This window comes from Micrococcus sp. HMSC31B01 (assembly GCF_001816085.1).
Taxonomy (GTDB): domain Bacteria; phylum Actinomycetota; class Actinomycetes; order Actinomycetales; family Micrococcaceae; genus Micrococcus; species Micrococcus luteus.
In genome coordinates this window covers 1,204-18,301 of sequence record NZ_KV824882.1, presented here as the reverse complement: position 1 = coordinate 18,301, position 17,098 = coordinate 1,204, and the positions used below count along the sequence as shown (strand labels likewise).

The window sequence follows — 17,098 nt, the reverse complement described above, 5'->3', positions numbered from 1 at the left end:
AGAACCTCATGACCCACAACACCTAGAGGTGTACAACGGGGGGATGCCACCCGAACCCTCTGCCCCGTCCGCCGAGCGCGGACCCGCCCGCCCCCGCCCGGCCGACGTCGCCGCCCGCCCGGACGCCCCTTCCCCGCGGGCGACCGCCCTGCTGTTCGCGCTCGCGGTGGCCGCCGGCTCCGTGATGCCGCTGCAGGGCCGCATCAACTCCCGCCTCGCCCACCTGACGGGCGACCCCGTCCTCGCCGCGCTGTGCTCCTTCGCGGCGGGCCTGGTCGTCATGGTGCTCGTGAGCGTGCTGACGCCGCGGGGCCGCCGGGGCCTGGCCCGCATCCGCCCGGCCCTGGCCGCGGGGTCCGTGCGCCCGTGGTACGCGGTGGCGGGCGTGATCGGCGGGCTCCTGGTGCTCACCCAGTCCGCGACGATCGGTCCCCTCGGCGTGGCCGTGTTCACGGTCGCCGTGGTCACCGGGCAGGTGGTCGGCGGGATGGTCGTGGACCGGCTCGGGCTCAGCCCCGCCGGGGTGCAGCGCCTGACGCCGCGGCGCCTCACGGGGGCGGCGCTCGCCCTGGCCGCGGTCGCCCTCGTGGTGTGGCCCTCACTCGGCGAGGTCGGCGGCGGGCCCGGCTGGGCGCTGCTGGCCCTGCTGCCCCTGCTGGCCGGTCTGGCCACCGCCGGACAACAGGTGTTCAACGCCCGTCAGACCACGGCCTACGGCACCGCCATCCCGGCGACCCTGGTCAACTTCACCGCCGGCGTCCTCTTCCTCGGGATCGTGTGGGGCGGGATCGCCCTGGCCTCCGGCCACGGCATGCCCGCGCTGCCGCACGAATGGCGGCTCTACCTCGGCGGCCCGCTGGGGTGCGTGTTCATCGGGGTGGGGGCCATGGTCGTCCCGCGCCTGGGCGTCTTCGCCGCCACCCTCGGCCTGGTCTCGGGCAACCTCCTGGGCTCCCTCGTGGTGGACCTGGTGGCCCCCACCGACGGATCCACGGTCACCACGACGACGGTGCTGGGCACCCTGGGCGCCCTCGCCGCCGTCACGCTCGCGTCCTGGCCGGCGCGGCGCCGATAGCGCCGCCCGCGGCGGCAGGCCGCCGTCACCGCTCGGGACTCAGGCGCGGGCCACGGTCCCCCGCCGCCCGTGCCGGCGACCGTGCATCACGAAGTAGTACCCGGCGGCGATCACCAGCACACCTGCCAGGGCCGCGTACATGGCGCCGTAGCCGGCCGAGGCCACGAGCCCGCCGAGGAGCACGGGGCCCAGGCCCAGCCCCACGTCCGCGAACAGCATCAGGGTGGAGATGCCGGCGCCGAGCTGGTGGGAGGGCACCGCGTTCACGGCGATCGCCTGGGCCGCGGGCATGAGCGTGCCGTAGCCGAGGCCGCTCAGCGCCCCGGCCAGCACCACCTGCCAGTCGCGCGTGGCGAAGGCCAGCACCAGGAGCGCGGCCGTGAAGCAGAGGAGGGCGGGGTAGACGACGGCGTCGTCCCCCCGGCGGTCCTGCAGGGTGCCCAGGGTGAGGCGCATGACGAGCATCGCCGCGGCGTACGCCAGGAAGAAGAGGCCGGCGCCGGCCGTGAGCCCGCGCTCCACTGAGTAGGCGTTCAGGTAGGTGAGGATCCCGGCGTAGCTCAGGCCCACCAGCAGCATGAAGCCGCCGATCGGCAGGACCGCCGGGTGCAGCACGGAGCGCAGGCGGAAGCCCACCGCGGGGGCGGGGTGCTCCAGGGGGACCTCGCCGGCGGCGTGCTCGCCGTCGACGTCCGCCGCGGCGGGTGCCTCGCGCACCAGCAGGCCCAGCACGAGGCTGACCACCGTGATCCCCAGGGTCGCCCGGAACAGCCACGCGTAGCCGATGGAGCCGGCGAGGAAGAGCCCCAGGGCGGGGCCGATCGCGGTGGCCAGGGTGGTGCCCAGCGCGAGGTGGCCGGTGGCCTCCGCGCGTCGCCCGTCGGGGATGGCCGCCTGGGCCAGGGCCATGACGGCGGTGCTGGCGAAGGCGTAGCTGGCGCCGTGGAGCATGCGCACCGCCACCAGGGCCGGCAGCGAGGAGGCGACGAGGTAGAGCGTGCAGGACAGCGCGACGGCGACCAGGGCCACCACCAGGACGCGGCGCTTGCCGAAGCGGTCCACCACGTGGCCGGTGACCACGCGGCTGAGGGTGGCGCCGATGACGAAGGCGCTCGAGGCCAGCCCCGCCCCGGCGTCCGAGGCGGCGAACTGTCGGACCGCGTACACGGCCATGGTGGTGACGAGGGCGTAGAACGCGAGGAACTGGAGGAAGGAGACCACCCAGGCGAGGACGAAGGTGGGGGAGGCGATGCGTTCCTGCTCGGCGATTTGCATGATGCAAAAGGTAGCATCGTTTGCATGATGCAATCATCTGAGGGGGCGTGGGTCGACCCGGTCCGCGGGATCATGTACGAGCACATGCTCCTGCTGCGGGTGGCCACGCAGGGGGTGGCCCCCTACGGCCGGTCGAGTGCGCTGGAGCGCAGCGCCACCGTGCTGCTCGCCCGCCTGGAGGCGGGCGGGGCCATGAGCGTCGCCGAGCTGGCCGAGGCCTTCGACCTCGACGTCTCCACCGTCCACCGGCAGGTGGCCGCCGCCATGAAGGCCGGCCTCGTCGAGCGGGTGGCGGACCCCGACGGCGGCTCCGCCCGGCTGCACCGCCCCACGGAGGAGGGGCGCGCCCGCCTCGCCGCGGAGCTGAGCTCCCGCGCGGACAACGTGGCGCAGATCGTCTCCTCCTGGCCAGCCGAGGACGTCGTCGAGTTCAGCAGGCTCCTGCGTCGTTTCAACGAGGGGGCGGAGGAGCGCCGGGGCCACCCGTGGCCCCGGCCGCAGACGGGCCCCGGTGCGGAGGACCCCCGGCCCTGAGCGCCGCGCCCGCCCTCAGGCGCGACGGATGCGGTCGGCCAGTGCGGCCGACTCCGCCGGGTCCAGCACGGCCGCCGGATGCGGCCCCGCCGCGGCGAGGCGTTCCGGGCAGCCGGCCTCTCCCAGCGGCGCCCCCGCGGCCAGCACGACGTTGCCCCAGTCCAGGCGCTCCAGCATCCCCTGGTCCGCGAGCGTCCACGGGCCGGGCACCCCGGCCTCGGCGGCCGCCTCCTCGAGGGCGCCCAGCTCGGCGCCCAGGAAGCGCAGGCCGGCGTCGTCGCCGATGTTCACCAGCAGCACCCCGCCCGCCGTCAGCAGCTCGAGCAGCTCCCCGTAGAACACGGCGCCGCGCAGGTGCTCGGCACCCTCCTCACCGGTGCCGATGTCCAGCACGACGGCGTCGAACCGCTCCCCGTCCATCGCGAGGTCGACGGCGGCCAGGCGCGCGTCCGCGACCACGGAGACGAGGTCCGTGCCCGCCGGCAGGGGCAGTTCGGCGAGCACGAAGGACACGAGCTCCCGGTCCAGGTCGACCACCGTCTGCTCCGAGCCGGGTCGGGTCGCCTGGAGGTAGCGCGGCAGGGTCAGCGCGCCCGCGCCGAGGTGCAGGACCCGCACCGGCGCACCCGTCGGGGAGGCTGCGTCGAGCACGTGGGCCATGCGGCGCAGGTACTCGTAGCGGATGCGCGCGGGGTCGGCCAGGTCCACGTGGGACTGGACGGCCCCGCCGATCTCCAGGACGAACCCGCCGAACTCGTCGGGGGCGATGCGGGCGTCCACGCCCGACGTGGACAGGTGGACGGTGCGGCCGGAGGGGGAGGGCTGGGCGGGCATGCCCCCAGCATCCCACCCCTCAGTACGCTGGACGGATGAGTCAGAACGACGTCACCGTCTACGGCGCCGACTGGTGCCGAGACTGCCTGCGCACCAAGCGCCAGCTCGATGAGCTCGGCGTCGCCTACGACTATGTGGACCTCGTCGCCGACCCGGCCCAGGCCGATGCCGCCGAGCGGATCTCCGGGCGGAAGAACATCCCCGTGGTCGTGTTCCCCGACGGCGACCACCAGGTGGAGCCGACCAACGAGGAGACCGCGGCCAAGCTCACCGCGCTGGGCCTGATCTGAGGTCGGGCCGCCCCCGGCGCGAGCCCCGCCGGCGCTCTCGGTGGGCGCGCACCGGGGTCTACGCTCTCCCCATGGAGCACATCGACGAGACCGCCCTGCCCGCCCCTGAGGACCGCGTCGTGTCCGCGACCCGTCACGTCGACGCCCCGGCCGGCGTCGTCTTCGAGCTGATCGCGGACCCCTCCCGCCAGCCCGAGTGGGACGGCAACGACAACCTGGCCGAGGCCGCCCCCGGGCAGCGGGTGACCGCCGTCGGGGACGTGTTCGTCATGGCCCTGCAGAAGGGCGTGGACCGCGCGAACCACGTGGTCGAGTTCGAGGAGGGCCGCCGCATCGCCTGGAAGCCCTCCGAGGTCGGCGGGGAGCCGTTCGGCCAGCTGTGGCGGTGGGAGGTCGAGGGCGACGACGAGGGCGGCTGCCGCGTCACCCACACCTATGACTGGACCGCCCTCACCGACCCGAAGCGCATCCAGAAGGCGCTGCGGACCGGCGAAGAGCAGCTCCGCGCGTCGATCGACCGGCTCGCGGAGCTGGCCGAGCGCCAGGGCTGAGGGCAGGCGACGCCCGCCGCCGTCGCGCGCCCCGCGCCGCCGTCAGCGGTTGAGTCGCTCGCCGGTCTCGGCGTGGAACAGGTGCACGCGCTCCGGGTCCGGGACCACGTGCACCACGGACCCCTTCTCCGGCGCCGTGTAGCCCACCGTCCGCAGGGTGATGAGCCGCTCTTCGCCGCCGATCGTCACGTGACCGTACACGTACGCGTCCGCGCCGAGCTCCTCCACGGTGTCCACCTCCACGGGCAGGCCGGCGGCGTCGTCGCTGACCACCAGGTTCTCGGGGCGCACGCCGAGGTCCACCGCCGTGCCGGCGTCGGCCAGATCCTCCCGCGGCACGGGGATGACCGTCTCGCCCCAGTGCACGCCCTCGTGCGTGGCGGGCATGCGGAAGATGTTCATGGCGGGGGAGCCGATGAACCCGGCGACGAACACGTTCATCGGGCGCTCGTAGAGGTTGCGCGGCGTGTCCACCTGCTGGAGGCGGCCCTCCTTGAGGACTGCCACCCGGTCGCCCATGGTCATGGCCTCGGTCTGGTCATGGGTCACGTACACGGTGGTGGTGCCCAGACGGCGGGTCAGGTTGGCGATCTGGGCGCGGGTCTGCACGCGCAGCTTCGCGTCCAGGTTGGAGAGCGGCTCGTCCATGAGGAACACCTGCGGGTCGCGCACGATCGCCCGGCCCATGGCCACGCGCTGACGCTGGCCCCCGGAGAGGGCCTTCGGCTTGCGGTCCAGGTACTCGGTCAGGTCCAGCAGCTTCGCGGCGTCCTCGACGCGGCGGCGCCGCTCGTCCGCGGGGACGCCGGCGATCTTCAGGGCGAAGCCCATGTTGTCCGCCACGGTCATGTGCGGGTACAGGGCGTAGTTCTGGAACACCATCGCGATGTCCCGGTCCTTGGGGTCCACGTCGGTGACGTCCCGGTCGCCGATCAGGATGCTGCCGTGGGAGAGCTCCTCGAGACCGGCGAGCATGCGCAGGGAGGTGGACTTGCCGCAGCCGGAGGGGCCCACGAGCACGAGGAACTCGCCGTCGGCGATCTCCAGGTCGAGGGAGTCGACGGCGGGGCGGGGGGAGCCGGGGTACTGGCGGCTGGCGGAGCGGAAGGTCACGGAGGCCATGGTGGGGTTCCTTTCACGGGCAGGTACGTGCCCGACGATCCAAGGTGAAGGAGAGGGGTGGGTGAGGGTCGGAGCTGACGGTCTACGGCGGCGCGGTGCTCGCTCTCGGCCGCAGGGCCAGGTGGTGCATGATCCGGTGGGGGTGGGCGGCGCCGTCGAGGGCGCCGAGCGCCAGGCGGACGGCGCGGCGGCCCTGTTCGAGCGGGTTCTGGTCCACGGTGCTGATGCCCAGGCGGGCGGCCTCGGGGTGGCCGTCCAGGCCCATCACGGACACGTCCTCGGGCACACGCAGCCCCAGGGAGTGGGCTGCCATCCAGGTGCCCATGGCCATCTCGTCCGAGATGCACATGACCGCCGTCGGCCGGCGCCGCGGGTCGGCGAGGAGGGCGCGCGCCTGGTGGTAGGTGCCGCCGATGGTGAAGTCCGCGGGCACCATCCAGTCGGCCGGCGTGCGCACCCCGGTGGCGGCGAGGGCGTGCAGGAACCCGCGGGTGCGCTCGGTGCTGACCTGGAACTCGATGTCCTCGTCCACGCGGCCCACGTAGGCGATGTCCCGGTGTCCGAGCTCCAGCAGGTGCTCGGTGGCCATCCGGGCGGCGCGGGCGTGGTCCACCTGGACCGCGGTGAACCAGTCGGGCAGGGTCTCGCCCGCCGGCAGGCGGCCACCGATGGCGATCACGGGCCGGCCGAGGCGTTCGAGTCCGGCGAACTCGAACACGCTCAGCCGGAACGAGAGGGTGATCAGGGCGTCCAGCCGCCGTCGGGGCAGCAGGTCGGAGATGACCGTGGATCGACGCTCCGGGTCCTGGCCGACGTCGTAGAGCGTCAGGTCGTACCCGTGCCGCACGAGCTCGTCCGCGGCGCCCTCGAGCACGGCGGCGAAGAACCACCGGTGGACGGAGGGGGTCACCAGCCCGATGTTGCGGGTGCGGCCCGAGGCGAGCGAAGAAGCGGCGGAGTCCGCCACGTAGCCGAGCGTGGCGACGGCCTCCTGGACTCGGGTGCGCGTGGCGGCCGCCACGGGGCCGGAGCCGGTGAGGGCGCGGGAGGCGGTGGCGGTGGAGACCCCGGCCATGCGGGCGACGTCCTTGATGCCGACCATCGGCGGTCCTCCTCCCGGTTCATGGGGTTCTGCGGCGGGGCGGGTGCACGACGGCGGCGGGCCGGGGGTCGATGCGTGGCACCAGAGTACGGCACGGCAGGCGCGGTGGTGGAAGCGCTTCCATTCCGGTTTCAGCCGGTCTTGACCTCCGCCCCCACTCCCGCATGCCCGTGTTCATGCGGGAGCGCACCTCTGTGTGGCATATCACAGTGGAAGCGTTTACACTCCTGGGGACTGACTCCTTCAGCCGCCGGGGGCAGGCGCCGTCTCACCGCGGGGCCCACGTCGGCGACGCAACGGCCGGCGCATGCCGCGGGCCACCCCTCGTGAAAGGCACATCATGCAGTCGACGACGACCGGCGGCCTCTTCCGCCGCCCGCTCAGCCTGACCCTCACCGCGGCGTTCTCCGCCCTCGCGCTCACCGCGTGCGGCGGCGGCTCCTCCGCCCCGGCGTCCTCCTCCCCGGCCGGCGCCACCGAGCAGGGCACGGCCACCGCGTCCCCGAGCCAGGACCTCTCCGAGGCCGGCGCCAGCACCATCACCATGTGGGTGGACCAGAACCGCCAGGAGCCGCTGCAGGCCGTGGCGGAGGACTTCAAGGAGGACACCGGGATCACGGTGGAGCTCGTGGTCAAGGACAACTCCACGATGAAGGACGACTTCATCACCCAGAACCCCACGGGCGAGGGCCCGGACGTGATCGTCGGCGCCCACGACTGGATCGGCTCGCTCGTGCAGAACGGCACCATCGAGCCCCTTGAGCTGGGCGAGAGAGCCGGCGACTTCGTGGAGTCCTCCGTGCAGGCCGTCACCTATGAGGGTCAGACCTGGGGCGTGCCGTACTCCGTGGAGAACATCGCCATCCTGCGCAACACCGAGCTGGCCGAGTCCACCCCGGCCTCCTTCGACGAGATGATCGCGGAGGGCCGGAAGGCCGTCGACGCCGGCGAGGCCGAGTACCCGTTCGTGGTGGGCCTGGACGCCGTCAACGGCGACCCGTACCACTTGTACCCGTTCCAGACCTCCATGGGCGCCCCCGTGTTCAAGCAGGCCGAGGACGGCTCGTACGACACCGGCTCGCTGGCCATGGGCGGGCCCGAGGGTGAGGCCTTCGCCGAGAAGCTGGCCGAGTACGGCGAGTCCGGGGTGCTGAACCCGAACATGACCGCGGACATCGCCAAGGAGCAGTTCAACTCCGGCAACGCGGCCTACTTCATCACCGGCCCGTGGAACATCGAGGAGGCCGAGGCGGCCGGCGTCGACTTCGAGGTCGAGGCCATCCCGTCCATGGGCGACCAGCCGGCGCAGCCGTTCGTGGGCGTCAACGCCTTCTTCGTCTCCTCAGAGTCCGAGAACCAGCTGGCCGCGAATGAGTTCGTGGTCAACTACCTCTCCACCGAGGCGGCCCAGGACGCGCTCTTCGCCGAGGGCAAGCGTCCCCCGGCGCTGACCGCCTCCTTCGACAAGGCGGCCTCGGACGAGACCGTGAAGGCGTTCGGCGAGATCGGCGAGAACGGCGTCCCCATGCCGGCGGCCCCCGAGATGGGCGCGGTGTTCGAGTTCTGGGGCGGCGCCGAGATGAGCATCATCAAGGGCGAGGGCGACCCGGTCCAGACCTGGCAGAAGATGATCTCCGACATCGAGGGCCGCATCGGCCAGTGATCCGGCGCGGTCCACCTCCGGCGTCCCCGCGGGGACGCCGGAGGCGGACCGTGGCCCTGCGCCCTCGGGGCGCGCATCCCCCCCTTCCACGGCAGGCCCTCGGGCCGGATGAGGAACCATGAGCCCGTCTTCCACCGCGTCGGACCGGTCCGACGCCGCCACCGCCGCCCTCGACGACGCCGCGCGCCGCACCGGCCCGGGCCGCCGTCGTCGTGCGGACGCCCGGGGTACCGAGGGCCTCGGCGGCACGCTGGCCAAGATCGTCCTGCTGGGCCTCGTGGACGCCTTCGCGGCGTTCCTGCTGTTCCAGCTCGCGGCCGCGGGGGACTGGGTGGTGTTCGCGCTGACCCTGGCGGTCACGATCGGCATCAACTGGATCTACCTGCGCCGCGGCGGCCTGCCGGCCAAGTACCTCGCCCCCGGCCTGTTCTTCCTGATGCTGTTCCAGGTGTTCGTGGTGGTCTACTCCTCCTACGTCGCCTTCACGAACTACGGCGCCGGGCACAACTCGGACAAGGCCGCGGCGATCGAGATCATCCAGCGCTCCTCCTCCATCCGCGTGCCGGACTCCCCGGTGTACGACATCACGGTGCTGGAGGAGGGCGGCGACCTCTACCTGCTGACCCTGCGGGACGGGGAGCCCGTCCTCGGCGGCGCGGACCAGGCGCTGGAGCCGGTCGAGGCCCAGATGCAGGACGGGGAGCCGGTGGGGGTGGAGGGGTACACCACCCTGCGGTTCGGCGACCTGCTGCAGCGTCAGGACCAGGTCGCCCGCCTGAAGGTCCCGCTGAGCGACGACGCCGCGGACGGCACCCTGGAGACGCGCGACGGCTCCCGCGGGTACGTGTACGCGCCGCGTCTGGAGTACGACGAGGCCCGGGACACCTTCACGGACCTCGAGAGCGGCGTGGAGTACCGGGACAACGGCGAGGGCCAGTTCCAGGCGGACGACGGCAGCACGCTGCAGACCGGCTGGCGGGTGTTCGTCGGCCTGGACAACTTCACGCGCGCGTTCACCGACCCCGAGCTGCGCGACCCGCTCCTGCGGGTCACCGCGTGGACCTTCGCCTTCGCGTTCCTGAGCGTGGCCACGACGTTCGCCGTCGGGCTGCTGCTGGCGATCGCCTTCAACCGTTCGGACATGCGCGGCAAGAAGGTCTACCGGGTGATGATGATCCTGCCGTACGCGTTCCCGGCGTTCCTGTCCGGCCTCGTGTGGGCCGGCCTGCTCAACCCGGAGTTCGGCTTCGTCAACACCGTGTTCTTCGGCGGCGCGGACATCCCGTGGCTCACCGACCCGTGGCTGGCCCGGCTCTCGGTGCTCGTGGTGAACCTGTGGCTGGGCTTCCCCTACATGTTCCTGGTGACCACGGGCGCCCTGCAGTCCCTGCCCGAGGACGTGGACGAGGCGGCCCGCATGGACGGCGCCGGCCCGTGGCGCATCTTCCGCTCCATCAAGCTGCCCCTGCTGCTGGTCTCGGTGGCACCGCTGCTGATCTCCTCGTTCGCGTTCAACTTCAACAACTTCAACATCATCTACATGCTGACCGGCGGCGGACCGCGATTCCCGGACGCGGGCTCGAACATCGGCGCCACGGACCTGCTGATCACGGTCGTCTACAAGACGGCGTTCAGCGGGGTGGGGCGCGACTACGGCCTGGCCTCCGCCCTGTCCATCGTGATCTTCCTGATCGTGGCGACCATCTCGGCGATCAGCTTCCGGCAGACCAAGGCGTTCGAGGAGATCGACAAGTGAGCATCCCCCAGGATTCCGGACGGCCCCGGCCGGACGCCCCGACCTCGCCCCTCGCCGCCGCCCTGGCGCAGCAGGAGACGGACCCGCTGCGCTGGGAGGAGGACCCGGCCCCGCCACGACGCCGCCGCTCGTTCGGCCGCTGGATGCGGGAGCTGGGCTGGCGCCACGCGGTGGGCGTGCTGGCCAGCGCGTTCGCACTGTTCCCGCTGCTGTACGTGCTGTCCGCGTCGCTCGACCCGACCGGCACGATGGCGAGCTCGAACCGGCTGTTCTCCTCGTTCAGCGGCCAGAACTACGTGGACCTGTTCAGCAACCCGAACCGGCCCTTCGGCCGCTGGTTCCTCAACACGATGGTCATCGGCGTCATCACGTCCGTGATGACGGTGTTCCTCGGTGCCCTGGCCGCCTACGCGTTCTCCCGGATGCGGTTCACGGGCCGCCGCGTGGGGCTGCTGACGCTGCTGCTGGTGCAGATGTTCCCGCAGCTGCTCGCGGTGGTGGCGATCTTCCTGCTGCTGACCTACATCGGCAACCTGGTGCCCGTCCTGGGCATCGGCTCGCAGCTCGGCCTCATCCTCGTGTATCTGGGCGGCGCGCTCGGGGTGAACACGTACCTGATGTACGGGTTCTTCAACACCATCCCGCCGTCGCTGGACGAGGCTGCCAAGCTCGACGGTGCCTCGCACGCGCGGATCTTCTTCTCGATCATCCTGCGCCTGGTGACCCCCATCCTCGCGGTGGTGGCCCTGCTGTCCTTCATCACCACGGTCTCGGAGTTCGTGATCGCCTCCGTAGTGCTCACGGACCCGTCCGCGCAGACGCTCGCGGTGGGCCTCTACGGCTACGTCTCGGAGACCCGCTCCGAGAACTGGGGCGTGTTCGCGGCCGGCGCCGTGCTGGCGGCCCTGCCCGTGATGGCGCTGTTCCTGTTCCTGCAGCGGTACATCGTCTCCGGCCTCACGGCCGGCGGCGTGAAGGGCTGAGCCGACGACGGCGGTGGGAGGGGCGCCCGCCCCTCCCGCCTCACGGCAGCGCCAGCCGGAACACCTTCTTCCACGCGGAGCCCACCTGCCGCAGCAGCGGGCCGGTCGTGTAGGGCAGGCCGTAGCGGGCGCAGATCTCCCGGACCCTGGGCGCCACCTCGGCGTACCGGCTGGACGGCAGGTCCGGGAACAGGTGGTGCTCCACCTGGTGGGAGAGGTTGCCGGTCATGAAGTGCATCAGCTTCGAACCGGAGATGTTCGCGGAGCCGATCATCTGCCGCACGTACCAGTCGCCGCGGGTCTCGCCGTCCACCATCTCCTCGGAGAACGTCTCCGCACCCTCCGGGAAGTGCCCGCAGAAGATGACCGCGTGCGCCCAGATGTTGCGCAGGCCGTTGGCGAGCAGCGTGCCCACGAGCGCGGCCTTGCCCGAGCCGGTCAGCACCTCGGCGACGGCCGGCGTGGCCACGTAGTCCTTCGCGAACTGCCGTGCGGCCTTGACGCCCACGGAGCGCAGATCCGTCATCAGCTCCTCGCGGGACTTCTCGCCGCTCTGCACGCGGTCCAGCTCGAGGTCGTAGAGCGCGATGCCCCACTCGAAGATCGGCGCCAGCCCCGCATTGATCACGGGGTTGAGCAGGTGGCGGGGCCGCCACGGCTCGGACTCGTCCATGCGCAGGACGTTGTAGCCCACGTCGCGGTCCTTGCCCACCACGTTGGTCCAGCGGTGGTGCAGGTCGTTGTGGGTGTTCTGCCACGCCCGCGACGGCGTCACGAAGTCCCACTCCCACGTGGTGGAGTGGATGTCCGGGTCGCGCATCCAGTCCCACTGGCCGTGGAGCACGTTGTGCCCGATCTCCATGTTCTCCACGATCTTCGCGACCGTGAGCATGGCTGTTCCCGCCACGAACGCGGCGGGGTGGCGTGCGTTGAGCAGGAGGGCGCGGCCGCCGAGCTCGAGCCGGCGCTGCCAGCGGATGACGCGGCGGATGTAGGCCGCGTCGGAGGCGCCGCGGCGGGCGAGCACGTCGTCGCGGATCGCGTCCAGCTCACGGCCCAGCTCGGCCACCTGCGCGTCCGTCAGGTGGGCGGCGCCGGGCGGGCGCACCGCCGGGCTCCCGACGACGCCTGGCAGCCCCGGCGTCGCGGCGGCGGTGGGGCGGGACGTGGCGGCACGGGACTCGGCGGCGCGCGGAGCCCAGCTCGTGGTGTCGGGGCGGTCCTGCGGCAGGACCCGGGCGGCGCGGCCGCGGACGGTGGTGCCGGGGATGGCCAGGGCCAGATCGTCCGGGGCGGTGGCGCCGGTGCGGTCGGGGGCGGTGGGGGTCTGGGTCATGTGATGCTCCTGGGGGCGGAAGGCGGGGATGGTCGGGGAGGCCCGGGTCGCGGGCCGGGCGTCAGGTTCACAGGCCGAGGCTCAGCGGGCCGGCGGCGGCGCTCACGCAGGTCTGGATCAGCTCGCCGGGCTCGCCGTGGACTTCGCCGGAGCGCAGGTCGGTGACCTGGCCGGAGCGCAGGGGGGTCAGGCAGGCGTGGCAGATGCCCATGCGGCAGCCGGACGGGGCGGCGACGCCGGCCTCCTCGGCCACGATCAGCAGCGGCACGTCGCCGGGAGCGTCCACTTCGACGTCGGCGTGCTCGAACACCACGCGGCCGCCGGCCCCCGCCACGCCCGGGGCGAAGTCGGCCTGGAACCGTTCGATGGTGAGGTCTGCGGCCGCCTCGCGCCGCCACAGGGCCTCGGCGTCGTCGAGGAACCCGGACGGCCCGCACGCGTAGGCGGCGCGCTCGCGCCAGTCGGGGCAGACGCCTTCGAGCTGCGCGGGGGAGGAGAGGTCGAGGCGGCCCGCCTCCGCGGTGTGGTGGTGCACCACGCGCAGGCCCGGGAACTGGTCGGCCAGCTCGGCCAGCTCCTCGCGGAACAGGGCGTCCTCGGGGGTGCGGGAGGAGTGGATGAGCACGACGTCGGCGTCCGCGCGGGCCGGCACGAGCGTGCGGATCATGGACATCACCGGGGTCAGGCCCGAGCCGGCCGTGAGCATCAGCAGGGCGCGCGGCTCGTCCGGGAGGGTGAAGTCGCCCTCGGGGACGTCGAGGAACAGGACGTCGCCGGGCTTCGTGCGGCGCACGAGCGTGCCGGAGACGAGGCCGATGTCGGACACCGTGATCTCGGGGTCGGCGCCCGCGGGAGCGGAGAGCGAGTAGGAGCGCCACTGGCGCACGCCGTCCACGTCCACCCCGATGCGGGCCCACTGGCCGGCGTCGTGGGCCCGCCAGCCCGGGCCCGGGCGGAAGGCGATGGTGGCGGTGCCGGGCGTCTCGCGCGTCACGGAGGTGACCACGCCGCGCAGCTGCCGCGAGGAGTGCACGGGGTCGAGCAGGCTGAGGACGTCCTGCGGGGCGAGCGGGTGCAGGAGCGTCGACGCCAGACGGGAGAACAGAGACGGGCCGACCATGGCTCCAGTCTATGGCTCGGCATGCCGCAGTTCTTCGTCTTCAGCGTACGATCTGGGTCATCACTTCATCGCGAGGAGACAAGATTGAGTGTGACGCAGACCACCCCCGCCCCCGACTGGCGCCCGCCCTGGCAGTCCCTCCCCGACGACCTCGCGGAGCGCCTGGCCCCGGCGATCCCCGGGATCATGGAGCGCATCATCGAGACGGTCCCGGACCAGATCCCCGCCTACGCGGCGGCGCGCGACGGCCACTACGGCAAGAACCTCACCGCCGGCGTGACCACCGCCCTCGAGCAGCTGATGAGCCTGCCCGGCACCACCCGCCCGGCCCTGAACAGCGAGTCCCGCGTCCTCATGGCCCGCCTGGGGGCCGGCGAGTTCCGCGAGGGGCGCTCCATGGACGCCCTGCTCGGCGCGTACCGCACCTCCGCGCGGATCGTGTTCCGCGAGCTCTCCGCCGAGTGCGCGCGCCTGGGCTTGGAGATGTCCGTGGTGATCGAGCTGGGCGAGTCCATCTGGGCGTACATCGACGAGCTCTCCTCCGTCAGCGCCCAGGCGTACGCGGAGGCGCAGTCCGCCCAGGCGGGCGTGCTCGAGCTGCACCGCGCCGCCCTCGCCACCGCCCTGGTCCGGGGCGGGACCGAGGAGAAGGAGGTGCAACGGCTGGCCGCGCTCGCGGACTGGCGGCTGCCGCGCCGGCTGGCGGTGGTGGTGCTGCCCGCGGACGCCGGCGTCGCCGTCCGGGAGAGGCTGGGCCGGGCCGGGCTCGTGGTGGAGCGGGACTCGGAGGTGGTCGCCGTGATCGACGCGACGCCCTCCCAGGGCCGCCGCGAGCGCATGCTGCGCCTGCTGGCGGGGACGGCCGCCGTCGTCGGGCCGGCCGTGGACTGGCCGCTCGTGCCCCACTCCTACCGGGTGGCCCGCACGCTGGCCGTCCAGGAGGCGGCGGGCCGGACGGCGGAGCCCGCGCAGGGGGAGGACGACGACGGCGCCCCGTCCCCGATCCTCGCCGCGGACCACCTGGCGCGCGTGGTGCTGGGGGCCGAGCCGCGCGTCGTGACGCAGCTGGCCGAACGCGTGCTGGCGCCCCTGGACGAGGTGAGCGAGGCGAAGCGGGCGGTGCTGGAGGAGACCCTGCTCGCCTGGCTCACGCACTGGGGCCAGCGGGCGCCGATCGCCGCGGAGCTCGGCGTGCACCCCCAGACCGTGGGGTACCGGGTGGGCCGGCTGCGCGAGCTGTTCGGGGAGGCCCTCGAGGACCCCGACGCGCGGTTCGACCTGGAGATCGTGCTGCGGGCGCGGCGGGACGGGGTCGGGTGAGCGGGGCGGCAGGGGGTGCCGTCTGACGGGGGCCTTCACTAGCGTGGGTGGACCACGCATCCCGACGAGGGACCCCGACGAGAGAAGAGGGACAGTGCCATGACGAACGCCCCGAACCGCGACGAGCTCCCCCTGCCGGACTACGACCACATCCCCAACGGCACGCTGCCGACCCGGATCACCGGCCTCGACGAGTCGCAGGTGGAGCAGCTGCTCGCCTACGAGCGCGCCCACGGCGACCGCCTGCCCGTGGTGCAGGTCCTCGAGACGCGGCTCGAGGCGCTGCGCTCCGGCGCCCAGCCCTCCGGCGATCAGGTGCCGGACACCCCGGAGGTCGGCGGCTCCCGCACCGGCTCGCCCGTGACCCCGGAGACGAGCGGCCCGCCCGTGGAGCCCCTGAGCCGCGGCATCCCGGCCGACCCGCAGCACCCCGGCAACCGCTGAGCCGGCCGGGCGTCGCCTGACAGGGCGGCCCCCCGCGGAACGCGGCCACGACGCCCCGTCTCCTTCCTGTGAGAGGCGACGCGTCGTGGCCGCCTCGCGTTCCGGGCGATCCCGCGGTCCGGCCACGGAGCGCCTGCGAGGGTCCCCGTAGCGTGTTTGTGAGCTGGGTTATATTTCGACACAGCTGCGGCGGGCCTTCGGGCGCTGACGTGCGAGGCTGCCGGATTCCCGGCTGTCCGGCTCCTACTCACGGATGGGTGAAACGGCATGACTGAATTCGAGGACAAGCTTGCGCAAGTGGCTCGGCGAGCCCGCGACTACGCAAGCTCCCTGGACACGGAAGAGGCGACGAAGAACGCGCTCGTCATGCCATTCATCTCGCAGGTGTTGGGCTACGACGTGTTCGATCCCCAGGAGGTCGTCCCGGAGTTCGTCGCAGATCTGGGCCTGAAGAAGGGGGAGAAGATCGACTACGCCATCATGCGGGAGGGGAAGGTCAACATCCTCGTGGAGGCCAAGAAGGTCGGCTCGGAGCTGTCCCTGGCGCACGCGAGCCAGCTGGTGCGCTACTTCCACACCAGTGAAGCGCGGATCGGCGTGCTCACCAACGGGCGGGTGTGGAACTTCTACACGGACCTCGACAAGGCCAACATCCTCGACGAGCGTCCGTTCCTCGTCCTCGATCTTCTGGACATCGACCCGGTCACCGTGCCGAAGCTCGAGCAGCTGGCGAAGGGATCCTTCGATCTCGACTCGGTCATCGCCGCAGCCGAGGAGCTGAAGTACGTATCGGCCATCAAGCGCGAGATTTCTGCCGAGATGGCTGCGCCGAGCGATGAGTTGGTGAAGGTCCTCGCCAAGCGCGTGTACTCCGGGTACATGAACGCCAAGGCGGTGGAGACCTTCACCCGGCTCACCGAGGAGGCTGCGCGCCAGTACATCAACGATCGCGTCAACGCGCGGCTGAAGACTGCCCTGGGCGACCAGGTCGCTCCGGTACTGGCGGCTCCCGCTGAGCCCGTGGCCACCGGCGATCAGACGGTCCTGTCCGACGAGGAGAACGGTCAGGAGGGCCAGCTCAAGCCGGGCGTCGTGACGACCGAAGAGGAGATCGAGGGTTTCCGCATCATCAAGGCGATTCTCGCCGGAATCGTGCCGATGAACCGCGTCTACATGCGCGACGCAGCCTCGTACTGCAGCGTCATCCTGGACGACAACAATCGGAAGCCGATCGCGCGCCTTCACTTCGACGGGAAGGTGAAATATCTGGTGCTGTTCGATGCGGACAAGAACAGGACGCGGGCCGACCTCGAGAACTTGGAGGACATCTACGAATCCGCCGAGGCACTGCGGAGCGTCGTCAGCTCCTACGTCGGGGCCTGAGCGGACTCTGACCCGCCTACTGACCGGATCCGGCCCGCGGGCGGGCAGGACTGTGCCCCGCCGCCGTCGATGCGCCACCCTGGTGCGCACGCCCCGGTGGGACAGACCCGCCGGGCGCCGACCCGAGAGGACGTCATGACCCATCACGAGCGCGACGACCGCCAGGCCCTGGCCGCCGGCGAGACCTACCTGATCCACGTGCTGGAGACCTCCGACCCGCCCGGCAACCCGGACCACTACCGGATCACGGACGCGGTCGAGGCCCACCACGCGTCCACCGGCTCCTACGACGTCGAGGCCGGCGGCCTGG

At 72.4% G+C, this 17,098-nt stretch carries 16 protein-coding genes; 10 read left to right on the top strand and 6 right to left on the bottom strand.

The window, feature by feature from the left end; all coding sequences use genetic code 11:
• Window positions 1-43 precede the first annotated feature (43 nt).
• The gene (locus tag HMPREF3105_RS01215) at window positions 44-1,075 is read left to right on the top strand and encodes a DMT family transporter (protein ID WP_083325259.1); all 1,032 of its coding nucleotides are present in this window, start codon (window positions 44-46) and stop codon (window positions 1,073-1,075) included.
• A gap of 39 nt (window positions 1,076-1,114) precedes the next feature.
• On the opposite strand, the gene HMPREF3105_RS01210 is transcribed toward HMPREF3105_RS01215, so the two are convergent.
• Window positions 1,115-2,350, bottom strand: coding sequence for an MFS transporter (locus tag HMPREF3105_RS01210; RefSeq protein ID WP_070708583.1), 1,236 nt, complete (start codon window positions 2,348-2,350; stop codon window positions 1,115-1,117).
• A 24-nt stretch (window positions 2,351-2,374) separates the two neighbouring features.
• Here HMPREF3105_RS01210 and HMPREF3105_RS01205 point away from each other — a divergent pair, with 24 nt between their 5' ends.
• Window positions 2,375-2,884, top strand: a complete 510-nt coding sequence (locus HMPREF3105_RS01205) for a MarR family winged helix-turn-helix transcriptional regulator (protein WP_070708582.1) — start codon at window positions 2,375-2,377, stop codon at window positions 2,882-2,884.
• 15 nt (window positions 2,885-2,899) lie between these two features.
• On the opposite strand, the gene HMPREF3105_RS01200 is transcribed toward HMPREF3105_RS01205, so the two are convergent.
• Window positions 2,900-3,718, bottom strand: a complete 819-nt coding sequence (locus tag HMPREF3105_RS01200) for a spermidine synthase (RefSeq protein WP_070708581.1) — start codon at window positions 3,716-3,718, stop codon at window positions 2,900-2,902.
• Window positions 3,719-3,753: 35 nt separating this feature from the next.
• Between HMPREF3105_RS01200 and HMPREF3105_RS01195 the strand changes: the two genes are divergently transcribed.
• Together HMPREF3105_RS01195 and HMPREF3105_RS01190 are read left to right on the top strand one after the other, a co-directional pair.
• Entirely contained in the window at window positions 3,754-4,008 is a 255-nt protein-coding gene (locus HMPREF3105_RS01195; protein WP_070708580.1) for a glutaredoxin family protein, read from the top strand.
• Window positions 4,009-4,079: 71 nt separating this feature from the next.
• A complete protein-coding gene (locus HMPREF3105_RS01190; RefSeq protein WP_070708579.1) occupies window positions 4,080-4,559 on the top strand; it encodes an SRPBCC family protein in 480 nt (159 codons plus the stop codon).
• A gap of 42 nt (window positions 4,560-4,601) precedes the next feature.
• On the opposite strand, the gene HMPREF3105_RS01185 is transcribed toward HMPREF3105_RS01190, so the two are convergent.
• Window positions 4,602-5,681, bottom strand: a complete 1,080-nt coding sequence (locus HMPREF3105_RS01185) for an ABC transporter ATP-binding protein (protein ID WP_070708578.1) — start codon at window positions 5,679-5,681, stop codon at window positions 4,602-4,604.
• A gap of 82 nt (window positions 5,682-5,763) precedes the next feature.
• Window positions 5,764-6,783 carry a LacI family DNA-binding transcriptional regulator gene (locus HMPREF3105_RS01180; protein WP_049158353.1) on the bottom strand — a complete coding sequence of 340 codons (1,020 nt, stop codon included), beginning with the start codon at window positions 6,781-6,783 and terminating at the stop codon, window positions 5,764-5,766.
• 340 nt (window positions 6,784-7,123) lie between these two features.
• Between HMPREF3105_RS01180 and HMPREF3105_RS01175 the strand changes: the two genes are divergently transcribed.
• From HMPREF3105_RS01175 to HMPREF3105_RS01165, 3 genes are all read left to right on the top strand, one after another.
• Window positions 7,124-8,446, top strand: a complete 1,323-nt coding sequence (locus HMPREF3105_RS01175) for a sugar ABC transporter substrate-binding protein (protein ID WP_044659341.1) — start codon at window positions 7,124-7,126, stop codon at window positions 8,444-8,446.
• A gap of 118 nt (window positions 8,447-8,564) precedes the next feature.
• Window positions 8,565-10,202: an ABC transporter permease subunit gene (locus HMPREF3105_RS01170; RefSeq protein WP_070708577.1), complete on the top strand. Its 1,638-nt coding sequence runs from the start codon at window positions 8,565-8,567 to the stop codon at window positions 10,200-10,202.
• 86 nt (window positions 10,203-10,288) lie between these two features.
• Window positions 10,289-11,185, top strand: a complete 897-nt coding sequence (locus tag HMPREF3105_RS01165) for a sugar ABC transporter permease (protein ID WP_225348928.1) — start codon at window positions 10,289-10,291, stop codon at window positions 11,183-11,185.
• 40 nt (window positions 11,186-11,225) lie between these two features.
• Here the strand turns inward: HMPREF3105_RS01165 and HMPREF3105_RS01160 are convergent, their stop codons facing one another.
• Together HMPREF3105_RS01160 and HMPREF3105_RS01155 are read right to left on the bottom strand one after the other, a co-directional pair.
• Entirely contained in the window at window positions 11,226-12,521 is a 1,296-nt protein-coding gene (locus HMPREF3105_RS01160; protein ID WP_070708576.1) for a fatty acid desaturase family protein, read from the bottom strand.
• 67 nt (window positions 12,522-12,588) lie between these two features.
• Entirely contained in the window at window positions 12,589-13,641 is a 1,053-nt protein-coding gene (locus HMPREF3105_RS01155) for a ferredoxin reductase (protein ID WP_070708575.1), read from the bottom strand.
• Between the two features lie 90 nt (window positions 13,642-13,731).
• Here HMPREF3105_RS01155 and HMPREF3105_RS01150 point away from each other — a divergent pair, with 90 nt between their 5' ends.
• The 3 genes from HMPREF3105_RS01150 (at window position 13,732) to HMPREF3105_RS01140 (ending at window position 16,788) form a co-directional block, all read left to right on the top strand.
• Window positions 13,732-14,961: a PucR family transcriptional regulator gene (locus HMPREF3105_RS01150; RefSeq protein WP_020624876.1), complete on the top strand. Its 1,230-nt coding sequence runs from the start codon at window positions 13,732-13,734 to the stop codon at window positions 14,959-14,961.
• Window positions 14,962-15,060: 99 nt separating this feature from the next.
• Window positions 15,061-15,405: a DUF8129 domain-containing protein gene (locus HMPREF3105_RS01145; RefSeq protein ID WP_010079880.1), complete on the top strand. Its 345-nt coding sequence runs from the start codon at window positions 15,061-15,063 to the stop codon at window positions 15,403-15,405.
• A 267-nt stretch (window positions 15,406-15,672) separates the two neighbouring features.
• Entirely contained in the window at window positions 15,673-16,788 is a 1,116-nt protein-coding gene (locus HMPREF3105_RS01140; RefSeq protein WP_036314529.1) for a type I restriction endonuclease, read from the top strand.
• Window positions 16,789-17,098: the final 310 nt, after the last annotated feature.